The 20,586-nt window shown below is 54.9% G+C and carries 26 protein-coding genes; 6 read left to right on the top strand and 20 right to left on the bottom strand.

The features are described from left to right. Positions 1-135: 135 nt before the first annotated feature. Entirely contained in the window at positions 136-564 is a 429-nt protein-coding gene (locus tag DFG60_RS09960; protein WP_114571617.1) for a hypothetical protein, read from the top strand. A 55-nt stretch (positions 565-619) separates the two neighbouring features. Here DFG60_RS09960 and DFG60_RS09965 read toward each other — a convergent pair whose 3' ends face one another. From DFG60_RS09965 to rnz, 11 genes are all read right to left on the bottom strand, one after another. Beyond that, a complete protein-coding gene (locus tag DFG60_RS09965) occupies positions 620-1,294 on the bottom strand; it encodes an ATP-binding cassette domain-containing protein (protein ID WP_114571618.1) in 675 nt (224 codons plus the stop codon). Then, positions 1,291-2,079 carry an ABC transporter permease gene (locus DFG60_RS09970; protein WP_114571619.1) on the bottom strand — a complete coding sequence of 263 codons (789 nt, stop codon included), beginning with the start codon at positions 2,077-2,079 and terminating at the stop codon, positions 1,291-1,293. Before DFG60_RS09970 ends, DFG60_RS09965 begins: the two co-directional genes overlap by 4 nt. Then, the gene (locus DFG60_RS09975; RefSeq protein WP_114571620.1) at positions 2,076-2,615 is read right to left on the bottom strand and encodes a nitrous oxide reductase accessory protein NosL; all 540 of its coding nucleotides are present in this window, start codon (positions 2,613-2,615) and stop codon (positions 2,076-2,078) included. Before DFG60_RS09975 ends, DFG60_RS09970 begins: the two co-directional genes overlap by 4 nt. Continuing rightward, entirely contained in the window at positions 2,612-3,787 is a 1,176-nt protein-coding gene (locus tag DFG60_RS09980; RefSeq protein ID WP_114571621.1) for a right-handed parallel beta-helix repeat-containing protein, read from the bottom strand. The genes DFG60_RS09975 and DFG60_RS09980 overlap by 4 nt, the downstream gene beginning before the upstream one ends. A gap of 204 nt (positions 3,788-3,991) precedes the next feature. Next, the gene (locus DFG60_RS09985; RefSeq protein WP_114571622.1) at positions 3,992-4,339 is read right to left on the bottom strand and encodes a hypothetical protein; all 348 of its coding nucleotides are present in this window, start codon (positions 4,337-4,339) and stop codon (positions 3,992-3,994) included. A 45-nt stretch (positions 4,340-4,384) separates the two neighbouring features. After that, entirely contained in the window at positions 4,385-4,960 is a 576-nt protein-coding gene (locus DFG60_RS09990) for an ECF transporter S component (protein WP_114571623.1), read from the bottom strand. Next, on the bottom strand, positions 4,960-5,892 hold the full coding sequence (locus tag DFG60_RS09995) for an ATP-binding cassette domain-containing protein (RefSeq protein ID WP_114571624.1): 933 nt from the start codon (positions 5,890-5,892) through the stop codon (positions 4,960-4,962). The genes DFG60_RS09990 and DFG60_RS09995 overlap by 1 nt, the downstream gene beginning before the upstream one ends. Further along, positions 5,852-6,547, bottom strand: a complete 696-nt coding sequence (locus DFG60_RS10000) for a hypothetical protein (RefSeq protein ID WP_157964523.1) — start codon at positions 6,545-6,547, stop codon at positions 5,852-5,854. Before DFG60_RS10000 ends, DFG60_RS09995 begins: the two co-directional genes overlap by 41 nt. Continuing rightward, the gene (locus DFG60_RS10005; protein WP_114571626.1) at positions 6,525-6,935 is read right to left on the bottom strand and encodes a DUF4430 domain-containing protein; all 411 of its coding nucleotides are present in this window, start codon (positions 6,933-6,935) and stop codon (positions 6,525-6,527) included. The genes DFG60_RS10000 and DFG60_RS10005 overlap by 23 nt, the downstream gene beginning before the upstream one ends. Then, on the bottom strand, positions 6,932-7,828 hold the full coding sequence (locus tag DFG60_RS10010) for a hypothetical protein (RefSeq protein ID WP_114571627.1): 897 nt from the start codon (positions 7,826-7,828) through the stop codon (positions 6,932-6,934). The genes DFG60_RS10005 and DFG60_RS10010 overlap by 4 nt, the downstream gene beginning before the upstream one ends. Before the next feature lie 3 nt (positions 7,829-7,831). After that, positions 7,832-8,737, bottom strand: a complete 906-nt coding sequence (rnz, locus tag DFG60_RS10015) for a ribonuclease Z (protein WP_114571628.1) — start codon at positions 8,735-8,737, stop codon at positions 7,832-7,834. Between the two features lie 107 nt (positions 8,738-8,844). On the opposite strand from rnz, the gene DFG60_RS10020 reads away from it, so the two are divergent. Then, the gene (locus DFG60_RS10020; protein WP_114571629.1) at positions 8,845-9,024 is read left to right on the top strand and encodes a hypothetical protein; all 180 of its coding nucleotides are present in this window, start codon (positions 8,845-8,847) and stop codon (positions 9,022-9,024) included. Between the two features lie 103 nt (positions 9,025-9,127). On the opposite strand, the gene DFG60_RS10025 is transcribed toward DFG60_RS10020, so the two are convergent. Further along, entirely contained in the window at positions 9,128-10,252 is a 1,125-nt protein-coding gene (locus DFG60_RS10025; RefSeq protein WP_114571630.1) for a M20/M25/M40 family metallo-hydrolase, read from the bottom strand. A gap of 229 nt (positions 10,253-10,481) precedes the next feature. After that, entirely contained in the window at positions 10,482-11,438 is a 957-nt protein-coding gene (locus DFG60_RS10030; RefSeq protein WP_114571631.1) for an aromatic acid exporter family protein, read from the bottom strand. Positions 11,439-11,516: 78 nt separating this feature from the next. On the opposite strand from DFG60_RS10030, the gene DFG60_RS10035 reads away from it, so the two are divergent. The 4 genes from DFG60_RS10035 to DFG60_RS10050 all read left to right on the top strand — a co-directional run bounded on the left by DFG60_RS10035 (position 11,517) and on the right by DFG60_RS10050 (position 15,234). After that, positions 11,517-12,602, top strand: coding sequence for an N-acetylglucosaminidase (locus DFG60_RS10035; protein WP_114571632.1), 1,086 nt, complete (start codon positions 11,517-11,519; stop codon positions 12,600-12,602). 56 nt (positions 12,603-12,658) lie between these two features. Continuing rightward, positions 12,659-13,588 carry a manganese-dependent inorganic pyrophosphatase gene (locus DFG60_RS10040; RefSeq protein ID WP_114571633.1) on the top strand — a complete coding sequence of 310 codons (930 nt, stop codon included), beginning with the start codon at positions 12,659-12,661 and terminating at the stop codon, positions 13,586-13,588. 91 nt (positions 13,589-13,679) lie between these two features. Continuing rightward, positions 13,680-14,447, top strand: coding sequence for a 2,4-dienoyl-CoA reductase (fadH, locus tag DFG60_RS10045; RefSeq protein WP_198661583.1), 768 nt, complete (start codon positions 13,680-13,682; stop codon positions 14,445-14,447). Between the two features lie 73 nt (positions 14,448-14,520). Further along, positions 14,521-15,234: a ZIP family metal transporter gene (locus tag DFG60_RS10050; RefSeq protein ID WP_114571635.1), complete on the top strand. Its 714-nt coding sequence runs from the start codon at positions 14,521-14,523 to the stop codon at positions 15,232-15,234. A gap of 75 nt (positions 15,235-15,309) precedes the next feature. Here DFG60_RS10050 and DFG60_RS10055 read toward each other — a convergent pair whose 3' ends face one another. The 7 genes from DFG60_RS10055 to DFG60_RS10085 form a co-directional block, all read right to left on the bottom strand. Continuing rightward, on the bottom strand, positions 15,310-16,323 hold the full coding sequence (locus tag DFG60_RS10055) for an ABC transporter permease (RefSeq protein ID WP_114571636.1): 1,014 nt from the start codon (positions 16,321-16,323) through the stop codon (positions 15,310-15,312). Further along, a complete protein-coding gene (locus DFG60_RS10060; RefSeq protein WP_198661580.1) occupies positions 16,323-17,024 on the bottom strand; it encodes an ABC transporter ATP-binding protein in 702 nt (233 codons plus the stop codon). The genes DFG60_RS10055 and DFG60_RS10060 overlap by 1 nt, the downstream gene beginning before the upstream one ends. Before the next feature lie 21 nt (positions 17,025-17,045). Continuing rightward, complete coding sequence (locus tag DFG60_RS10065; RefSeq protein WP_114571637.1) at positions 17,046-17,657, bottom strand: HD domain-containing protein; 612 nt, start codon at positions 17,655-17,657, stop codon at positions 17,046-17,048. Then, entirely contained in the window at positions 17,650-18,192 is a 543-nt protein-coding gene (locus tag DFG60_RS10070) for a GNAT family N-acetyltransferase (RefSeq protein WP_114571638.1), read from the bottom strand. The genes DFG60_RS10065 and DFG60_RS10070 overlap by 8 nt, the downstream gene beginning before the upstream one ends. Before the next feature lie 64 nt (positions 18,193-18,256). Further along, entirely contained in the window at positions 18,257-18,979 is a 723-nt protein-coding gene (locus DFG60_RS10075) for an amino acid ABC transporter ATP-binding protein (RefSeq protein ID WP_114571678.1), read from the bottom strand. A 28-nt stretch (positions 18,980-19,007) separates the two neighbouring features. Next, a complete protein-coding gene (locus DFG60_RS10080) occupies positions 19,008-19,664 on the bottom strand; it encodes an amino acid ABC transporter permease (RefSeq protein WP_114571639.1) in 657 nt (218 codons plus the stop codon). Positions 19,665-19,724: 60 nt separating this feature from the next. Continuing rightward, positions 19,725-20,492: a transporter substrate-binding domain-containing protein gene (locus tag DFG60_RS10085; RefSeq protein ID WP_114571640.1), complete on the bottom strand. Its 768-nt coding sequence runs from the start codon at positions 20,490-20,492 to the stop codon at positions 19,725-19,727. Between the last annotated feature and the right edge of the window lie 94 nt (positions 20,493-20,586).

The raw sequence follows: 20,586 nt of genomic DNA on the forward strand, positions 1-20,586 counted from the left end.
GGGTGCTTGGATCAAACCAAGCATCCATTTTACTAAAAAAATATTGTATTACATTCTAATTGGAATATAATTACTTATAGTTATATTTATGACGAAATTTGCTTCTCATGATACATACACCTAGGAGGACGACAGATGAACAACGAATTCAAACAGCAGGTTTTGGTCAGTACTCTTCTCGTCACAGGAGTCATCGGTTTGTTCTTCCCGTGGTTCCGACTTGAAGACACGTTCCGTCCGGTTGACGGCTGGCTCTGGTTTTTCTCTAATCCCCTCATGAGCATCAGCTTCGTCGCCGCCTTCTTCCTGCTATGGACGAAGAATCGCTCCAACTTCGGTACTGTCTGCCTGTTCCTCGCCTTATTATTCATCCCGCTCACATCTCTCTACCATCTCTTGGTCTCGCACTCAGGGTCACTCAACCTCTCAGCAAGTTTCGCTTCGGCATACTTCGGATTTTTCATGACATTTCTCAGTACGACGATCGCCTTCTCGTTCTTTGCGATGAAGATGGCGAAACGCCAAAAATTCAACGTCGTCGGTCGTATATACGTCAGCGAATGACGAAAAAAGCGCGTTCCGAACATCCGGAACGCGCTTTTGTCATGTTGATTTCAATTCAATTTCCGAAAAAAATATGCAGCCTGTCTAGTGTCTCGCGATATGCCAGTCCGGATAATTTTTCTTTAATCACACCTTCGCGCATCAGCCAAATTTCATCAGCAAGCTTCGCTGCCGCATCCAGCTGATGAGTTGAAAAGACGATCGTCGTCCCCTCGTCTGCCTCTTCTTGCAGGATGTCACCGAGCGTTACGACCCAAGCCGGATCGAGTCCGTTCGTCGGTTCATCAAGGAGGAGCACTTCAGGAGAAGAGAGCAGTGCCTGAGCAAGCAAAAGACGCTGACGCATCCCCTTCGACAGATCGCTCACCCGCTTCTTCAGGTGCATGGTCAATCCTGTCCGTTCAAGTTGATCCGCAACCTCATGACCTTGAAGAACCGCAAAATATTCGAGCGTCTTTTCGACCGTAAGGCCGTGGACGAACTCGAAATCGTCCGGCATATAACCAAACTGCAGGTTGTATCTCCGTTTATCCGAAGGCGAAATACCATTCATCAGGACTTCTCCTTCCGACTGCTCTGCTGCGCCTGTCAGGAGGGACAGCAACGTCGACTTCCCTGCACCGTTACTGCCACACAGAGCGATGATTCTTCCTTTCCCGATCACTTCGCTGAGCGGTTGAAGGACGAATACATCGTCGTAACGCTTTCCTAATTTTTTCATCTCGATCATCGCGCACCTCCGAGTAGCTTCGCTGTCCCAAGCAACGAAAAGAAAATTCCAGTCAGGACGACTGACAGGATGCACAGCATTCCCACCGGCTCAGCAAGCCATCCGAGCAATCCCGTATAGAGCTCACCGAACACATCGTTCGATGAGACGATTGCCATCGCACCGATACGAAGCATTTCGAGCGGATTGAGCAAGAGCAGACCAATCATTGCATCCTCTTGGAGAGGGTATGGCAGATGTGTCACGGTCGAAACAAGGATGGTCGGCCAAAGCAGCACGAAAGCGACGAAGACGGTCAGCGCGTACATCAGTCCCCGGATCCGATTCTTCGCGACTGCTCCGAGTAGCGTCCCGATCGCGGCACTCACTGCGACGAGCAATAACGAGTAAACGAACAGTGTAATCCATTCACCCGGCGGTATCCGGACGAACAGCCCCATCAGACCGAACGCAATCAGCAGGATCAGCGTCTGTGCCGTCATGAACGCCACGTATTTACTGATCACCATCCAAGGAAGTCCGACTGCGTACGTCCGGTATAGCCGGAGGCGTCCAGCTTCATGTTCGCTCGACCAGTGCATCGCCGTCACCATAAGGATGAGAACAGGAATGACAAATCCTTCCGTCGTCATCAGCGTCGCGCTGATGTTCGTATAACTTGCTGCAATCGGCAACGCTGCCTCCGCAGAACCGAGTATCAACAGGAGTGATATCCAGAAAATCAGCATCCCGTAGCTTTCCCACTGACTGAGAAAACGGGACGTCTCCATTCGGTAGAGTTTCAATGGGCATGCATCTTCTCAGCGTCGTTTTCTTTCATCTCACTGTTCATCTTGTGCTTCTTCATTTTTTCCTTCATCATCTCTTCGTTTCGGACCCAATCATGCTTCTTCAGTTGATTGAATGACATCTTCTCTCCACCGTTCATCTCGATATACCGGTCTGCGTCAGCCTCCTTCGCGAACGAGACGACGTTGTAGACCATCGGCGTCTTTGCGCCTTCATCGTAGACGAACGTTCCGTCTTTGAGCTCGACCCATTTCTTCGTCTTGAAATCTTTAACGTACATGGCAGCGATCTCTTCCTTGTCCTGTTCCGGATACCAATCCTTCATCAGACAGCCGATATCATCGAATGCATAACCCTTTTCGTTGTCCATCACGGCCTCAGCCGCGAATTGTCTGTCGACCACCTTCATCTTGCAAACCTCGCATTCCGTCTCGCCCCACTTGATTTCAAACGGTGCGGCTGTTGCCGAACTGCATGCTGCGAGCAATGCCGACAACCCGATCAACGATGATGCCATCAAACCTTTTTTCATTTTGTTTTCCTCCCCAGTCTCCATCCGATTATGCCAATCATCAAAGTCGTAAACGCACTGAAAGTGAATGAAAAATGCAATCCATTACTGCGCAGGAAGCGGGGGGCATGATCGACGAGCACGCTCTCGTCCTGTGATTTCAGCAGATGTTCAAGTACTACGAGCCCGGGAGAATCATAGACGAGTTCAAGTGCCTCATAACGATCACTAAGCAGGTAGAGGTACGGGTCTGCCCTGAACACGAGATCATTGCGCCGGTCACGATCGAGGTCGATTACAAGTTCTGAGTCGAACCTGTTGCCGGACAATACATTGTCGAACGCATCACGGACGAATAGTGGATAGCGGTTACCGCGCAGATCGTTGTCCACGACGGTCATCCCGTTCGTCGTTTTAAAGCGCAGAGCAAGGTTGTTTTCGCTGATTCGATTCTTCCGAATCATCGTACCGGTGCTCCCTTCGACAGAAAGACCGACCTGGTTCGCTGAGACATCGTTGCCTGAGACGGTTGAATTCTCCGCTTCATACAACATGATTCCTTGGGCCGACGCCCCGGTATGTTGCCTCACGATATTTTGTAGAAGCCTCGACCTGTCTGTCCCCATCACCATCAATCCGGTCACATTTTGCTTGAACGTCGACTTGAGGACGGTGTTGTCGTTACTGAACATCATATGTACGCCATATCGAGAGAGATCGACTGTAACGTGTTCGATCCGATGTCCTCCTCCCTCTTCTAGATAGACTGCGTCCCTGACGTTCGTGATCTCACTGCTTGAGAGGGTGATCCGTTCGCTTGCCTCGAGCACGATTCCGTCCGTCTGCCCGTCCCCATTGATCCGAACGTCACTGATCTTCGAATGTTTCGTTCCTATTGCGTTAATCGCGACACCCTCAGTCTCGATTGTGACCTGTTCGATTTCATGATTGTTCCCGGTCATCTCGATAGCAGGAACCTTCACCCCTTCACAGCCGACGAGCCGAACGTTCCTTAAACTCGCTTCTTCGCCTTCCAACGTGAAGGCAGGTTCCTCACAAAATGTGATCGTTTGCCCTACACCATTGAAATCCCCCTGCTCGATTGTGATGTTTTCCGATGCCGCAACTCCTTCCGATACAGGAATGAGCAGGAGCACTCCTGTCAGCAAGTAATGATAAAATCCCCTTCTCATTAGCTCCTCCTTCGACGATTACGAAGCAATTGTACATAATAAAATCAAAAGATGTGTGTACTGCCGGGGGTATTTTTGTGAAATATCGTTTCATAGTTATGTCGATATTGTTTCAAACTGGAGTGATTTTTTTTACATCGTGTGGAAACGACAAAAAACAGGATCGCTTCTTCGCGATCCTGTAAGGATTCGATGATGACATTTTTACGCTCTGCTTCGTCCGAACCGAATTTTCTTATGACGTGGCGTATGCTTGGCGAGCAAGAGTGGTCGCGCGAGGACGAGCGACGTCACGAGAAGCAGATATGCCGATGTCCACATGAGGGTCCAGGCGATGATACCGAACACGAGTGCCGTTTCGAAACGGAGGTGCGCAAGGAGCGGGCCTTCGATGCTCGTCACGAGCATGAGCGCCGGCCAAGCTGCTGCTGACAGCAGATAAAGCCCTGCATATCTGCCGCGGATCGTCCGTCGCATCAACATCACGGAACCGAACCCGATCCCTAGCAGGCTGACCACGATCAGAAAAAAGATGTATGAGTTCGACACCATCTTGAATCCTCCCTCGTCCACAAAGCTGAGGCGATGCATTCTTTTTTATTCCTTACCCTCAATCGAGTCCGCCGAACGCATGATTCGAAGAAAAATCGGATGCAGCGCATAGATGAAAAAGAGGTTCGAGAGACCGTGGAGCGTATCGAAAAACACGCCCGTGACGAGCAGTGAAATAAATCCGCCCACTGAAAACCCGGTCAACGCGAGGAAGCCGATGTTGCTGACCCAGCCGTAGAGATACCCTGCCGCAAGTCCGTAAAGGGCGAGCGGAAAACGCCTCCTCTTCCAAGGAATCAACGAAACGCCGAGACAGACGAAGGCGAACGCAAACGCCTGGAAGATGACGAACGTCCCTGTCCCAAGAAAAAAACTCGACAGGACTGCGACGAATGCTCCTGCGACGCTTCCTTGCAGCGGGCCGCGATAGGCAGACAAGAGCAGTAGCAAAGCAGTTGCTGGCTGGACGTTCGGAATGCCGGCAAACAGGATTCGTCCGGCGATCGCCAGGGCGATGATGAGGGCAAGGAAGCGCAAGTCCGTCTCACTCAAACGCTCGCGTTCGAACAGGACGATGAATGCCAGTAGGATTGCCGGCAATGAAAACCAGACGACCGTCATCAAAAGAGCCAGCTCCTTTTAAAGAACTCCCTCGTCGGACCATCGAACGCGATTTCACCTTTGACGAGATAAAGGACCCGGGACGCAGAACGGATGACATCAGTGTCGTGCGTCGCGATGACGACGAGACGTTTTTGGCCAGAAAGCGAACTGAGAAAGCTTTCACGCTGACTGTTCGTCAGACCGGCAGTCGGTTCATCGAAGTACATCGCGTCAGCTGCCTCGTCGACCGTTTCGAGCAGGCGCAACTTCTGTCGGCTGAACGTCCTTTCCCCCGTGTCAGGCGCAAGCGCGGGATTGGCCGGAACGTAAGCCTTCTTACCCGACCGTTTGATCTTTCCATATAGCGGACGTTCTGCGCCGATCAATAGACGAAGCAACGTCGTCTTGCCGCTTCCGTTCGCTCCGACGAGCGCGACGCGTTCCCCCCGGTGAAGCACGAGACGCTCCACCTCGAGGGCATAGTCAGGACTGAGCGGATAACGATGGCGCACCCGGTTCAGCTCGTCGAGCACGCTCCCCTTCGTGCCATCAGTTAACAAAGGAGCGATTTCATGACGCTCCTGATGCGAATAATGGACCGTACACCCTCTCCTCTCAAGCTCAGCGAACAGCTCAAGCAGCCTCTTCTCACGGATGAAGTCTAGAAAGAGGAACGGCTCCTCGAGATAGAGTGAAGACTCATGCATCGCGAGCTCGTGGCCGATCGTGACGAGTTGACGCTCTCCCATCGAGAGTTCACCAGCCTCCTTATCCCAAAAAGCTTCAAGTCCGAACAGCGTCGCGATCTCACCACCTCTAAATAGCCCCGATACGGACAAGAGATCCTTCACCCTGCCGCTGATCAATTGATCGGGCTGGAGAACTTCGCGATTCACCGTTCTCGCCTGTTCAGCGAGTTCGGCTGCGCCTGCTGAATAGATGATAGCCATCGCGTATCGCTCCTTTCGACAAGGATGTCACTGGCGGAAGCAATAGACCGGCGAACAGATATCCCTGTCCGATCAGATAGAGCAAAGACACGAGGACGACCGTCAAAGTGATGTCCTCCCGTCGATAGGGACGGGGTTCCGGAAGCACATGACGTACCGGCAAAAGGTGATAAATCGCCGTCCGCTCAAGACTCTGCCCCTCGTTCCCTTTTCCGTGGCTACTCCTGACCTCGGGCCACGTCTTGAGTAAGGACGGGACGAGTGCTACAACTTTTCCCGCAAGGTCCGTCATCCGCGGAAAGACGCGGAACATCGCAGCGAGCTGGTCGAACGGGGCAAGCGCGATCGCAAGCTGGCTAGTCGACACGAACAGAAGCAGGGACGTCCCTGTCAAGAAGACCCCGTACCAGTCGACGAATCCTCCCTGCAGGAGCGGAAACGCAGAGACGAGGAGGAAGGTCAGGACGAGCGGAAGATAGAACTTGCCCTCGAAACGGATGTGGAGTGCATGTAGCAGTAGCAGCTGGGCAATCAGAAGAACGAAGGCGTGTTCAGCGAGCAGGAACGGGAGCGATAACATGCCGAAAACATACAGGGCGACGTTCAGCGGATGGATCCGCTTCCGTTCCGGTTCACTCAAAGTAAGCCATCGCATTTTTCTCGAACCGCCATTCCACTTCATCTCCGTTTTCAAGCACCTTCAAACCGGCAGCGACGTCGCCCGGTTTTCCGTTGACGCCGTATACCCATCCGCTCGCGCCACCTGCGCTCTTCTCCCGGATGCCTTCTACGGCGGCGACATAGACCATCTCACCCGACCCTTCGAACGTCAGAGTGAGGTCGGTCGACTCGAGGACATCGAGTGCGGTCTCCCCTTCATCGAGACAGACCTCCCCTTCATACAATGAGCGGTCGTTCGCATGATCGAAGACCGTCGCCTCGACCTTGACTGGGCAGGAGTCCACATATTCCTCAGCCTTCTTCTCTGAGTCCGAACACCCGATCAATATGGGAAACAACAGAAGGACTAACCACTTTCTCAACGTGTAACACCCTTTCTTCGAGACGTCTCGAAACTGTAATTGTAAAGCAGCACCTCATTCGTCCTCAGCGTCTGGCCATCCGCCTTGACGTTTTTGATCCGGATCGCATTCGCAAGCACATCCTCTCCCGTGTTCACATAGGGGATGAGCCCGCCTTTCTTATCGATCAACATCACCCTCTCATCCTGCAGACTGAACGTCTCATAGAGTCCACCCGATTCAAGTCTGATATAAGGAGTCGGCGAGGAGCGGAGGACCTGCTTCGTATCGAGACGTTTGAACGTCTTGAACGCTCCATTCGCGTCGATCAATTTTTGGTAGTAGGCACTCAGCGATCTGACGGCGATTTCCTCGCGCGGCTGGTATGTCAGTGTCCCGCTCAATTCCTTATAGGTGACATCGTACTTCAAATACCGGTTCTCACCCTTTGCGATCACCTCGATTTCAGCGCTCCGCAGACCGCCCCCACGGTCGAACAGCAAATCGATCTGTTCGAGTCGAAGCGATTCGTCACCGATCCGCTGCTCGATTTTATCGAACAGGCGGTCGTACGAACCGTCCGTCACCTTGACGCGCCCGATTTCCTGCGTCTCTTCCCGCACCGTCAACGTATCGAGCGGCAGGATGAACAGCTGCACGAGGAAGAACAGGAATCCGAACAACGCCATGTAGCGTTTCTTTCCTGAATTGATCTTCGGATGAAGGACGACGAGGAAGACGATGATCCCGAGCGGCAGCTGGATTTCGTTCACCGGGAACGAGACGGCGCCAAGGCATGCATAAAAGACGAACTTCAGCCGGATATATAGCTCCCTCTCCGCCTTACGCTCGAGCAGGAGCGACAGCAGGACGGTAGCGAGCAAAAAGAGTGCCCAGCGTGTCAATAAGTCCATCGTCTACCCCTTGATCCGGTAGGACGAATGGTCCGCCATCAGATCGGTCGCTTCGAACACTTCTCTTGCCTCGGTCAGCAGGACGTCCTCCCTGTCGACATACCGGGCTGAGACGTGATTGAGGAGCAAATGGCTCACTCCAGCTTCCTTCGCGACAAGTGCCGCCTGCCGTGCCGTCGCATGACCGAATCGGTAGGCATGTAGTTCTTCCTCGTCCGAGAATGTCGCCTCATGGACGAGGACATCCGCTCCGCGCGCAAGCTCGATACCGGCATCACATGGGACCGTGTCGCCAAGGATCGTAAATATTTTTCCGGTTTTGGCGGGACCGAGGAAATCAATCGACTGGTAGACTTCTCCACCCCATTCGAACTCTTCCTTCTCCTTGATGTCGCGGTAAAGGGGGCCAGACGGGATCCCAAGTTCCTTCAGCCGTTCCACTTGCAGCACCCCCTTCTCCTCCTTCGCCTCGACCCGGTAACCGAATGCCGGGAACCGATGCTCGAGCGCCTTGACGTGCACCGTGAATCCTTCCTGTTCGAACGACATCCCGTCTTCGATCTCGATGATTTCGATACCGAAGCGAAGTCGTGTCCCGGTCACCTCGAAAGTCGTCTCAAGCCACCTCTTCAGTCCCCTCGGTCCATATACGGTCAGCTTCGTCGTCCCTTCGAGGGCAGAACGTGTGCTGATGAAGCCTGGCAGACCGAATATGTGATCGCCATGCAGATGGGTGATGAAGATCGCACTCACCTTACGTGGGCGGACCGGACTATGCAGGATTTGATGTTGTGTCGCCTCACCACAATCGAACAGCCACGTCATCTTCGGGTGGATGACAGCAAGCGAGGAGACGTTCCTTTTTTTCGACGGCATACCTGCTCCCGTCCCTAAAAAATAAAATTCCATCATTTTCCCCTTTTCATATATTTCGTCAAAATAATACAGTTTCTACACCATTCAGTTACAGATACATGGTAAAATAAAACCATCACAAGCGGAAAGGTGGTTTTTCAATGACTCCTATCGAACGAACCTACGCACAAATCGTTCGCGACGCTCTCGCTTTGAATGAGTCCTACCGAAACCAGTTCGGAAAGTCGATCTCAATCAAGGATATCGCGAGAAAGTTGCTCTGCACCGAAGAATTGGTTCTTGAGTCGATGGAATACGCCCAACGCCCACAATCAGCTTAAATACAACCGTCCACTCCCCGCGACGAGCAGGGAACAATCCGAGGAAGGTCCGTCCTCTAGTCAAAGAGTGTGCCGCAAGCTGCGGCACACTCTTTTTCGTCACTCACTTGTTCGCGATGTACTCGACGAGCGTCACACAAAGCTCTGCCGTCTTGACCAGTTCCGCGATCGGCATTCTCTCGTTCGTCGTATGGATATCCTCATATCCGACAGCGAGATTGACAGTCGGGATTCCGAAACCGGCGATGACATTCGCGTCCGAACCGCCGCCCGAGTGAAGGAGACGCGGCGTCCGGCCGAGCTTCGTCACGGCAGCCTTCGCCACTTCGACGACCTGATCCCCGTCCGCGAACTTGAAGCCCGGGTACATGACGTGAACATCCACTTCCGCACGGCCACCCATCTCGGCAGCCACTTCCTCGAACGCCTTCTTCATTTTCTGCGCCTGCTCCTCCATTTTCGGAGCGAGCAACGAGCGGGCCTCAGCAAACACTTCCGCGTAGTCGCACACGATGTTCGTCGATGGACCGCCGCCGCTGAAGCGACCGATGTTCGCCGTCGTCTCGGAATCGATTCGTCCGAGCGGCATCCGCGAAATCGCCTTCGAAGCGATCGTGATAGCCGAGACGCCTTTTTCCGGCGCGACGCCAGCGTGCGCCGTCTTACCGTAGATCTTCGCATTTACTTTCGCTTGCGTCGGTGCAGCGGTGATGATATCGCCGACAGGACCGTCCGAGTCGAGAGCGAAACCGTAATCAGCATCGATCTTTTCGCGTTCTAGCACCATCGCGCCGACGAGACCCGACTCTTCCCCGACCGTGATGACGAACTGGATCTGACCGTGAGGGATATTCTTCTCATTCAAGACATGGACGAGCTCGAAGAGTGACGCAAGGCCTGCTTTATCATCTGCTCCGAGAATCGTCGTCCCGTCCGTCTTGACATAACCGTCCTCGATGATCGGTTTGATGCCTTGCCCCGGGAAGACCGTATCCATATGGGAAGTGAAATAAATTTTATCGACGTTCTCTTTCGTCGCCGGCAACGTGACGATCAGGTTGTTGCCTTTATGTTCCGTCTTCGACGAAGCGTCATCTTCATAGACGTCGCAGCCGAGCGCCGTGAACGCCTCCTTCAAATGTGCGCAGATACGCGCCTCTTCCTTCGATTCCGAGTCGATTTGGACCAGTTCAAGAAAAGTATCGAGCAGTCGTTGCTCATTGACCATGTGGCATTCCTCCTGATAGATGGATAAGTACGATTCCCATTCAGTATAGCATCTGGCGGCTGATTTGCACTTTGGAAACGTAGTTTGTACAATAGCCGTATCTAAAAACTATCAGAATGGGACTGATTCCTTTGGCAAACCGCCCCTCGAAGCAACAAAAGATGATCAAGTGGACGACGATCGGTATTTTGACGGTCTTCCTCCTCGGTACCTTCCTGTCTTCGCTCACCTATTTCTTCTGAGTGTTTGCGAATCGCTTTTTCAAGGACAAGTATTGTTCCGCCTCCTGTAGGATATGGAGCAGACTTGACCGCGCCTCGAACTCCTCCCGGCTTCCCGGAAGAGGCGATGCACGGAAATCGATCAACAGCTCGTGTAGCTCATCCAAAAAGCGCGTCGCGTCCGCTTCCGGTCTGACATTGTCTCCGACCGTCCGCAGGAACGCGGCGACTTTTTTTCCTTCCGGTACGACGAACCCGATGTCCTCGACGTTCTGGACGATACCGCGGAGCAGTTCGAACTGTTGCTCGCGCATCCGGAAATAGCGATAATCCTCATCGTCATTGCGCCGTCCGATCGCATTCCCCATCCGTTTGAGCGACGCGTCCTTCCCGAACGTAAGCAGACGTTCCGTCTCGTCAAGCGAGAGCGCGTGCCGGTTGAAGACACCTGTCTCGATCGAGGCCGCGACGTCATAGAACAGGGAGGCGAGTCTGCTGTCGATGTTCTTGCGTGTCTCCTCGATGTCCCTGTCGAGACTCGGCATATACATGTTGACGACGAGACCGACGCCGACGCCGACGAGAATCAGCAGCATCTCATTGATGAAGATATCGACCGTCAGGCGTTGTTCCGTGTAGAGATGGGTCAGGATGACGACGCTCGTGATGAAACCGTCCTGAAGACGGAGGCGCTGCGTCAATGGAAGGAAGACAATGAAGTAGATGACGAGCGTGACCGGACGATATCCGATCAGCTCGAACAGCACGAACCCGACACCGATCGCAAGGAGCGACGCCATGATCCGTTCGTACGAGGAACGAAGCGACTTCGTCCGTGTCGCCTGGATGCTTAAGATGGCGATGATGGCGGCGAATACGTAGTAATGGAGATCGAGCCGCTCCGCGATCCACATCGCGAGGCCTGCTGCGATTGCCGTCTTCATCGTCCTGTAACCGATTTTCATTTTTTTCACCTCACTATAAGAGAAAGACTAACGGTTGATGGACCCGCTTGTCCATCCTGAACTAAAGGAAGTGATCCCATGTCGACGATACGACCGAAAAAACCGAAAAAAAGAAAGGCTTCGCTGAAGGGAATGTTCGTCCTCGTCTTGCTGTTGCTTCTCTTCCTCTTCTGGCTGAAGGATAAGGAGCCTTCCGTGCTTCGACCTGAACCTGCCTATACGGCCGAGCGATACAGCGACGGAAAGGTCTCGTCAGAAAAGGGCTTCGACTCGTTCGTCGAGGCGAAGGCGTATGCAGAGACCGGAGAGACCGGCGCCGTCAGACGTTCATACGATGAATATTTCATCTGGATGAACGGCAAGGGGATCGCCATCGCGAGAGCTACGACGCTTTCGATTCATCAGGACGCCGCCTTGAAAAAACGCATCACCTATGTCGCTAGCGGCACCAGGCTGAAGGTCGACCGTGTCTCCGGAGCATCGGCGCTCGTGCGGATCGCCGGCGTACGGGGATATGTCAGAACGAAGTCACTAGAACTTTACCCGATCGAGCGGACACGCACTCAGTCGTACTATGTCCGGGAAGGCGAACGGCTCGTCCACCATATCGTCGCAGACGCGGGGCTTGGCGGCGTGATCACGGCGGGCAAGGCTCCGAACGGGATGAAGGAAGGCGAGAAGAGCTTTGATCACGTCAAGTCCCCGAGCCTGCTGCTCGATTTGCGCAAGGCGAGCAGACTTAGCGCAAGCACCCTCGACCGATTCATCAAGGAACAGGCACCGGACAGCCCGCTCGTCGGAAAAGGCAAGGCGTTCAAGAAGGCCGAGCGCGAGCACGGCGTCAATGCAGCCTACCTGCTCGCCCATGCGATCCACGAGTCGAACTACGGACGCTCCGCGATCGCGCGCGAGAAGTTCAATCTGTTCGGTGTCAATGCGACCGATACTTCCCCGAAGGATGATGCGACGGAGTATCGCTCCTTCGAGGATTCGATCGATAAGACGGCCGCCTTCATCAAGCGGGATTACCTCGACCGGGAAGGCAAATATCACCGGGGTCCTCACCTTGGTGACAAATCACACGGAATGAACGTCTTCTATGCCTCTGACCCGTACTGGAGCGAGAAGATCGCCGGCATCATGCTGAAAATGGATGCCCTCTGAAGCACGCGTATGGTACACTAAATGGCGATATATTACCTTCGTAGGAGTGATTTTCAATGGAAAAGATTCTGGTTTTTGGACATAAGAATCCGGATACGGATACGATCAACTCGGCCATCGCCTATGCCGAACTGAAAAAAGCACTCGGCTTCGACGCTGAAGCCGTCCGCCTCGGCGAGATCAACGGTGAGACGCAATACGCGCTTGATACGTTCAAGGCGTCCGCGCCACGGCTCGTGACTTCGGTCGCGGACGAAGCTGCGAGCGTCGTCCTCGTCGACCACAACGAACGTCAGCAAAGCGCGGACGACATCGAGAAGGTCCGCGTCATCGAAGTCATCGACCATCACCGCATCGCGAACTTCGAGACGGCTGACCCGATCTACTACCGCTGTGAACCTGTCGGCTGCACGGCGACGATCTTGAACAAGATGTATAAAGAGAACGGTGTCGCGATCCGTCCGGAGATCGCCGGTCTGATGCTTTCCGCCATCATCTCCGACTCGCTTCTCTTCAAATCGCCGACGTGCACGGAGCAGGACATCATCGCTGCCCGCGAACTTGCTGAGATCGCCGGTGTCGATGCGAATGTCTACGGGCTTGAGATGCTGAAGGCAGGCGCAGACCTTTCTCAAAAAACGATCGAGGACCTGATTTCGCTTGACGCGAAGGAGTTCGCGATGGGCGACCTCAAAGTCGAAATCGCGCAAGTGAACGCGGTCGATACGGCGGAAGTCCTTCTCCGCCAAGAAGAGCTCGAGGTCGCGATCAATCGTGTCATCGCCGAGAAGAACCTCGACATGTTCATGCTGATCGTCACGGACATTCTGACGAACAACTCGGTCGCACTCGTCCTCGGCCGTGAAGCTTCACTCGTCGAGCGCGCTTACGGTCTCGAGTTGACGAACAACCTCGTCTATCTTGAAGGCGTCGTCTCCCGCAAGAAGCAGGTCGTCCCGATCTTGACGGAAACAGCGACAGTCTGAATATGAGCAAACAAAAAGAAGGGATTCGTCCCTTCTTTTCTGAATACATTAATATGAATGGCTATTCATTCACTATATGAGGGGGAATCGGATTATGAAACGAACGATCATGATTACAGGCGGTACGAGCGGGATGGGCCGCGCGATGGCGATCACGCTGAAAAAGCGGGGCTGGAACGTCATCGTCACGGGGCGGAACGAGGGACGGCTGAAGGAGATGGACGAGACGCTCGATGCGATCGACGGGGACCACCTGACGATCCAGATGGATGTCCGGGACCCGGATGCTTGCCTGCTCGCGATCAACGAAGGACGCGCGAAGTTCGGCTCGGTCGAGGCGTTGATCAACAATGCCGCCGGGAACTTCATCTGTCCGACGGACGAATTGACGCCGAACGGCTGGAAGACGGTCGTCGACATCGTCCTGAACGGGACGTTCAACTGTTCCCATGCGCTCGTCAAAGGCTGGCAGGAGGACGGCGTCAAGGGCGGACAGATCCTCAACATCGTCGCCTCGTACGCATGGCAGGCAGGCGCCGGGGTCGCTCCAAGCGCTGCCGCTAAGGCGGGTGTCCTCAATTTCACGCGAACTCTCGCCGTCGAATGGGGCTACAAATACGGTGCCCGCGTCAACGCGATCAGCCCGGGTCCGATCGAGCGGACTGGCGGTGCGGATAAACTTGCCCTCTCGCCGGAGCATGCCGAGAAGATTCGCCGAAACGTCCCGCTCGGCCGATTCGGGACGCCGGAAGAAATCGCGGACCTTGCCGCTTGGATGCTGTCTGACGAGGCACGCTACCTGAACGGGGAGTGCATCGCGCTCGACGGCGGTCATTGGTTGAACAAACAGCCGTTCTGAAGAATCGTCGCTCCCGGGCGTTTGAATGTATCCTTCGGAGTGAAGAGTACAGTATCGAACAGGAGGGGGTATCATGCTGCAAGCTTTTGGATGGGGAGCACTCGCAGGTGGTGCGGTGCTGCTCGGAGCGCTGATCGCGCTCTACATCCCGCTCAAGAAGAGATTGATCGGGTACGTCATGTCGTTTGGGACGGGCATCCTGATCGGCGCTGCGACGTTCGAGCTGCTCGATGAGGCGCTCGCCAAATCGACGACACTCGTCGTCGGACTGTCGTTCCTCGCCGGGGCGCTCGTCTTCACGGTGTTCGACCTCTGGGTCTCGGCGAAGGGCGGAAGCAAACGGAAACGCTCCGCCGGCGGCAACGAAGGGACAGGCACCGCAATCTTCTTCGGGACGATTCTCGATGCGATCCCGGAATCGATCATGATCGGGGCGAGCCTGCTGTCTGGAAACGTCAGTGCCGCACTCGTCGCCGCCATCTTCGTCTCGAACGTACCGGAAGGACTGTCGAGTACGACCGGTTTGAAGAAGGACGGTTTCTCGAAGGAACGGATCCTCTTCATGTGGGGGGCTGTCTGGCTCATCTCCGCCCTGTCGTCACTTGCAGGCTACTCGATCCTCTCGCATCTGCCGGATGACAATTTCGCGATGATCGGCGCGTTCGCCTCAGGCGGCATCATCGCCATGCTCGCCTCGACGATGATGCCCGAGGCGCATGAGGAAGGCGGAACGATCGTCGGCCTGTTCGCCTCGCTCGGACTGATCACGGCGATCGTGCTCGGCTGAGCGGCAGCAGAAAAAAATCCGTCCTATCCCGCTATCGCAGACGCGACGGCAAGGGTAGGACGGATTTTTCATCACTCAAGAAGGTCTCTCCTTGCGAAGCAATACGAGATTGAGGATGACGAAGGCGATCGCATATCCGGAGAGGATCAGCAGCTCGAACGTGATGTCCATGAAACCCCTTCCCCGGATCATCACGTCGACGAGCGCTCGCGCGGCATACGTAAGCGGCAACGCGCTCGACAGCAGCTCGACCCAGCGCGGCGCCTCCGAGATGTCGAAGATGCCGCTGAAGAACACTTGCGGCAAGATCAGGGCAGGAATGAACTGGAACAGTTGGAATTCGGTTCGCGCGAAGCTCGACAGGAACAGACCGAGCGTCAGCGCGACCGTCGCAATCAGCAAATTGACGAATAGCAGCAGCAGATAGTCGCCGTTCTGCGGGACGTCGAGCACATTGACGATGAACCACTGGATCAAGACCGTCTGAACCGAGACGAACAGGAAGAAACCGATGAAGTACCCTGCGACGAGATCACGGAGCGCGAGAGGTGTCGCGAGTGTCCGCTCGAGCGTCCCGGTCGAACGCTCCCTGAGGAAGCTGATCCCTGCGATGATGAAGACGAAGAAGAAGATGAAGAAACCCATCAGGGCGGGAGCGAGCGTATCGAACAGCGTCGCGTCACCCGAACTGTACAAGTACTCGATGTCCGGAGCCTCGATCCTCATCCCTCCCGCACCCATGACTGCGAGCGTCTTCGAGAGCGCCGCCTCACTCAATTTGCTGCGTGAACGGCTCGTACCTTCGACGACGAACGTCTCACCTGCCCAGTATGCATCGATCTTCTCCTCGTCCATCGCCCGTTCCGCCTGCTTGCGCGAATCATACCGTACGACCTCCGCTTCACGGGCAAGCACGTCATAGGCTTGCTGCTGGTCGACGAGGCCGACCACGGGCCGTGAGGCAGGACTTGTGATGACCGTGTAGAGGATGAACAAGATGAACAGCGGCGCGAACAATAAAAGAGCGAGCGTTCGGCGGTCCTTGACGACCTGTTTGACGACTCGTCTCGCCACGGTCACGGCATCCATCACTTCGCCCCCTTCAGGAAAACGGCGTCAAGCGTGCCGTTTGCTGCGATCAGTTCCTGCGGTGTTCCGTCTGCGACGATCTCCCCGTTCCTGAGCATGAGCAAGCGGTCACAGCGCATCGCCTCATCCATCACATGCGTCGTGACGAACAACGTCACGCCCTTCGTTTTCAGCTCGGCGAACTCCGTCCAGAACGTCTCCTTCAAGACGGGGTCGATCCCGACCGTCGGCTCGTCGAGAAACAGAAGCTCCGGTTCATGGACGAGTGCGATCGCGAGGCTCAACCTGCGCCTCATTCCTCCTGAGAACAGTTTGACAGGCATCTTCGCCTCACTGAGTCCGACGAATGCGAGCACCTGGTCCATCCTGCGCTCGAGGCGATCCCCCCGGAGATGATAGAGCCGGCCGAAATAGCTCAAGTTCTCCCTTGCGGACAGTTCGTCGTACAATGCGTCGTTCTGTGCCATATAGCCGATGCGCGGGGCGGTCTTCAAGTTCGGCATCCGTTTGCCGAGGACCGAGATCTCGCCTCTCGTCGGACGCAACATCCCGATCATCGCCTTGACGAGTGTCGTTTTCCCGGACCCGCTCGCTCCGAGCAGACCGGTGATCGTACCTGGATCGACCGAAAAGCTCAGCTGTCGAAGCACCTCATATTTACCGTACGACTGCCCATAATCGACCGCTTCGATGATTGCCATCTCGACTTCTCCCCTTCTTTGTCAGTTTTCCCACTCGGCCAGGAAGCGCTCGACGAATTCGTGCATATACCGGTCGCGGTCTTCTGCGACCTTCCTTGCCGTCTCCGTGTTCATCAGCTCCTTCAGCAAAAAGAGCTTTTCCGAGAAGTGATTGATGGCGGACGTCGGACTCGTCTTGTCTCCCTGTTTGCGTGGCGCGAGGCCGGGTACGTGCATCGGTTCATCGAACTTCCCTGCGAACTGGAACGTACGGGCGATACCGATCGCACCGATCGCGTCGAGCCGGTCCGCATCCTGGACGATCCGCCCTTCGATCGTCGCGAGTTCCGGCCTGCCGCCGCCGCGAAAAGACATCCCGTCGATGATCGAGAGGATATGGTCAGCCTGCTCTCTCGGAACCTTGCCGTCGAGGAACGTTCCGACCGTCTCGATCGTCCCGCCGAGCTTCCCGTCCGCGACGTCATGAAGGAGAGCGGCGAGTTCGATCGTCTGCCGATCACCGCCTTCTTTTTCCGAGATCGACAGCGCGAGGCGCCGGACCCGCTCGATATGTGCGAAGTCGTGACCTGAGAAATCGTCTGCATGGAATGACCTCGCGAACTCTTCTGCCGCCTGTTCGATCGTCTTAACCATGGTGCGCCTCCCATTCCTCGAGAAGCAGACCGTAGAGCAGCATGTCATACCGCTCCCCTTCCCGCTTCAGGAACTTGCGATACGTCCCTTCGTGGACGAACCCGAGTGACTCATAGAGCCGTCGTCCGCGGACGTTGTAGTCGAAGACGGTCAGCTGGATCCGCGACAGGTTCAGTTCATGGAAACCATAGCGGATGAGCAGCTTGAGTGCCTCCTTCCCATACCCTTGCCCGGCGCGCATCGGATCCATCCCGATCGCGAGCCAGGACGTCCCGTGCGGCCACAAGATATCCTCGAGCGAGACGATGCCGAGCAGCATGTCGTCGTCGAGCGAGCGGACGGCGAAGACGAAACTGTTCGGCGACTCCTCCTCGAACCATTTCTTCGTCTTCTCGCGTGAAGCGGGACGCATCGGCATCGCGCTCATCATCCGGGCGAACTCGCTGTCGTCATACCATTCGAGGTGTTGATCGACGTCTCCTTCCTGAAAGCGGGTCAGACGGACACGATCCCCTGTCAAAAAATGCTGTTGCATATCGGTTCCTCCTCCATTAAAAAAAGGTCTAGTCGCCTTAAATAGACCACTAGACCTTTCCATATTACAAGACTTTTTCCAGGAATTTTTGGGCACGTTCCGTCTGCGGATTGTCGAACAGATCAGCCGGTCGTCCTTCCTCCATCAGAATACCTTCGTCAAGGAAGAGGACGCGGTCCGCGACCTCCTTCGCGAAGCCCATCTCATGCGTGACGATGACCATCGTCATCCCCGTCTCCGCGAGGTGTTTCATGACGTCAAGCACCTCGTTGACCATCTCGGGGTCGAGTGCTGACGTCGGTTCGTCGAACAGCATGACGTTCGGTTCCATCGCGAGCGCGCGGGCGATCGCGACGCGTTGCTTCTGACCGCCGGAGAGCTGATTCGGGAAGCTGTCGCGCTTCTCCGTCAGACCGACGCGATCAAGTAGCTTCTCTGCCCGCTCGACTGCTGCTTCCTTCGAGAGTCCGAGCACGTTGATCGGCGCATACGTCAAGTTGTCGATGACCGATTTATGCGGGAACAGGTTGAACTGCTGGAACACCATGCCGATATGCTGCCGCGCCTTCGCGATGTTCGCCTTCGGCTTCGTCAACTCGAATCCGTCGACGACGATTTTCCCCTTCGTCGGCTGTTCGAGCATGTTGATGCAACGCAGGAACGTCGATTTCCCGGAACCGGAAGGCCCGATGACGGCGACGACCTCGCCGCGTTTGATCGTCGTCGAGATTCCTTTCAGTACTTCAAGTTTGCCGAATTGTTTGTAGAGATCTTCAACTTCGATCATCTTTTCGTTCGTCAGGTTGTTCGTCATATCATCCACTCTTTCTCATAGCTTTTTCGACCCGTTGTCCAATCAATGTCAGCACCATCACGAGGACGAAGTAGACCAGTCCCGCGAACAGCAGCGGTTCGAAATAGAGCGCCTTCTCACCGCCGACGACTTGCGCGCGGCGCATGACGTCGAGCACGCCGACCGTCGAGACGAGCGCGGATTCCTTCGTCAGCGTGATCATCTCGTTCATGATCGCAGGCAGGATGTTCTTGAACGCCTGCGGCAGGATGATCGAGCGGAGTTGCTTCATATACGGGATGCCGAGCGCGTCAGCCGCTTCCCATTGTCCTTTGTCGACCGCCTGGATACCGGCCCGGATGATTTCGGAGATGTACGCCCCCGAATTGAGCGAGAAGGCGATGATCGCCGACTCGTAGCCGCTCGTGACATAACCCGTGATCTGCGGCAGACCAAAATGAATGATGGCCAGTTGCAAGATCAGCGGCGTCCCGCGGAAGATCGCCGTGTAGGCATGACCGATGAAACGCAGAAGCCTGCTCTTCGTGATCTTGAGCGCCGCAATGACGATCCCGATGATCATCCCGCAGGCAGCGGCGACGAGCACGACCTGGAACAATATTGGGATACCGGATAGGATATACGGAATCGAGTCTTGAATCTTCGTAAAGTCTACCATAAGAACCTCCTGAAATCGCACAAAAAGGGGCGGGGCTGCCCCCTCCCCTATGCGTTTAACTTATTTCGCCTCTTTTTGGAACCATTCTTGTGCAAGTTTCTCGATTTCACCGCTGTCGATCATCTTTTTCAGTTCAGCGTTGAACTCGTCACGCATCTTGTCGCCCTTCTTGAAAGCGACTGCGGAACCCGTCGGACCATCCTCTTCGATCTGGTACGTCTTGAGCGAGCTGTCCTGCTCCATGTACTTCACTGCGACCGCGTCCTCGATGATGAGGGCGTCGATCCGTCCCGTCTTCAGTTCCTGGATGATTTCAGGAATTTTGTTGAGCGCGACCGCTTCGCTGTCCTTGAACTTGTCTTTTGCGAGACCTTCCTGGATCGAACCGAGCTGTACACCGATTTTCTTGCCTTTGAGCTCATCGACTGAAGCGATCGCCTGATCCTTCGTCATGACGAGGTTCTTCGATTCGAAGTAGATGTCAGTGAAGTCCGCGTTCTTTTGACGTTCTTCCGTCGGTGTCATCCCTGCCATGACGAAATCGACGCGACCCGCGCTAAGTGCGCCGAGCAAGCTGCCGAACTCCATGTCTTCGATCTTCAACTCGTAACCGAGCTCTTTCGTGACCTTCTTTGCGATCTCGACGTCGAAACCGACGATCTCATCACCTTTTGCCGTGTCGATGAACTCGAACGGGAAGTAGTCAGCCGACGTTCCCATCGTCAGTACCTTCTTGCCGTCAGTGCTTCCACCCTCTTCGGCGCCTCCACAAGCTGCGAGCGCAAACACGAGAACTGCTGTCATCATTGCGAATAATATCTTCTTCATCAAAACTTCCCCTTCCAACCTGAATAGTCAGAACTTTATCAATAGTATGACTTATCATTTTTTTGAATTCAATACTAAAAAGTCTGCTGAGATT

It is taken from the genome of Exiguobacterium flavidum (assembly GCF_003344535.1).
Taxonomy (GTDB): Bacteria; Bacillota; Bacilli; order Exiguobacteriales; family Exiguobacteriaceae; genus Exiguobacterium_A; species Exiguobacterium_A flavidum.

Bases quoted from the DNA above. Each gene is read 5' to 3' on its own strand.
- DFG60_RS09960 (WP_114571617.1), top strand. From the start codon at position 136: ATGAACAACGAATTCAAACAGCAGGTTTTGGTCAGTACTCTTCTCGTC.
- DFG60_RS09965 (WP_114571618.1), bottom strand. From the start codon at position 1,294: ATGATCGAGATGAAAAAATTAGGAAAGCGTTACGACGATGTATTCGTC.
- DFG60_RS09975 (WP_114571620.1), bottom strand. From the start codon at position 2,615: ATGAAAAAAGGTTTGATGGCATCATCGTTGATCGGGTTGTCGGCATTG.
- DFG60_RS09980 (WP_114571621.1), bottom strand. From the start codon at position 3,787: ATGAGAAGGGGATTTTATCATTACTTGCTGACAGGAGTGCTCCTGCTC.
- DFG60_RS09985 (WP_114571622.1), bottom strand. From the start codon at position 4,339: ATGGTGTCGAACTCATACATCTTTTTTCTGATCGTGGTCAGCCTGCTA.
- DFG60_RS09990 (WP_114571623.1), bottom strand. From the start codon at position 4,960: ATGACGGTCGTCTGGTTTTCATTGCCGGCAATCCTACTGGCATTCATC.
- DFG60_RS09995 (WP_114571624.1), bottom strand. From the start codon at position 5,892: ATGGCTATCATCTATTCAGCAGGCGCAGCCGAACTCGCTGAACAGGCG.
- DFG60_RS10000 (WP_157964523.1), bottom strand. From the start codon at position 6,547: ATGCGATGGCTTACTTTGAGTGAACCGGAACGGAAGCGGATCCATCCG.
- DFG60_RS10010 (WP_114571627.1), bottom strand. From the start codon at position 7,828: ATGGACTTATTGACACGCTGGGCACTCTTTTTGCTCGCTACCGTCCTG.
- rnz (WP_114571628.1), bottom strand. From the start codon at position 8,737: ATGGAATTTTATTTTTTAGGGACGGGAGCAGGTATGCCGTCGAAAAAA.
- DFG60_RS10020 (WP_114571629.1), top strand. From the start codon at position 8,845: ATGACTCCTATCGAACGAACCTACGCACAAATCGTTCGCGACGCTCTC.
- DFG60_RS10025 (WP_114571630.1), bottom strand. From the start codon at position 10,252: ATGGTCAATGAGCAACGACTGCTCGATACTTTTCTTGAACTGGTCCAA.
- DFG60_RS10030 (WP_114571631.1), bottom strand. From the start codon at position 11,438: ATGAAAATCGGTTACAGGACGATGAAGACGGCAATCGCAGCAGGCCTC.
- DFG60_RS10035 (WP_114571632.1), top strand. From the start codon at position 11,517: ATGTCGACGATACGACCGAAAAAACCGAAAAAAAGAAAGGCTTCGCTG.
- DFG60_RS10040 (WP_114571633.1), top strand. From the start codon at position 12,659: ATGGAAAAGATTCTGGTTTTTGGACATAAGAATCCGGATACGGATACG.
- DFG60_RS10050 (WP_114571635.1), top strand. From the start codon at position 14,521: ATGCTGCAAGCTTTTGGATGGGGAGCACTCGCAGGTGGTGCGGTGCTG.
- DFG60_RS10055 (WP_114571636.1), bottom strand. From the start codon at position 16,323: ATGGATGCCGTGACCGTGGCGAGACGAGTCGTCAAACAGGTCGTCAAG.
- DFG60_RS10060 (WP_198661580.1), bottom strand. From the start codon at position 17,024: ATGGCAATCATCGAAGCGGTCGATTATGGGCAGTCGTACGGTAAATAT.
- DFG60_RS10065 (WP_114571637.1), bottom strand. From the start codon at position 17,657: ATGGTTAAGACGATCGAACAGGCGGCAGAAGAGTTCGCGAGGTCATTC.
- DFG60_RS10070 (WP_114571638.1), bottom strand. From the start codon at position 18,192: ATGCAACAGCATTTTTTGACAGGGGATCGTGTCCGTCTGACCCGCTTT.
- DFG60_RS10075 (WP_114571678.1), bottom strand. From the start codon at position 18,979: ATGATCGAAGTTGAAGATCTCTACAAACAATTCGGCAAACTTGAAGTA.
- DFG60_RS10080 (WP_114571639.1), bottom strand. From the start codon at position 19,664: ATGGTAGACTTTACGAAGATTCAAGACTCGATTCCGTATATCCTATCC.
- DFG60_RS10085 (WP_114571640.1), bottom strand. From the start codon at position 20,492: ATGAAGAAGATATTATTCGCAATGATGACAGCAGTTCTCGTGTTTGCG.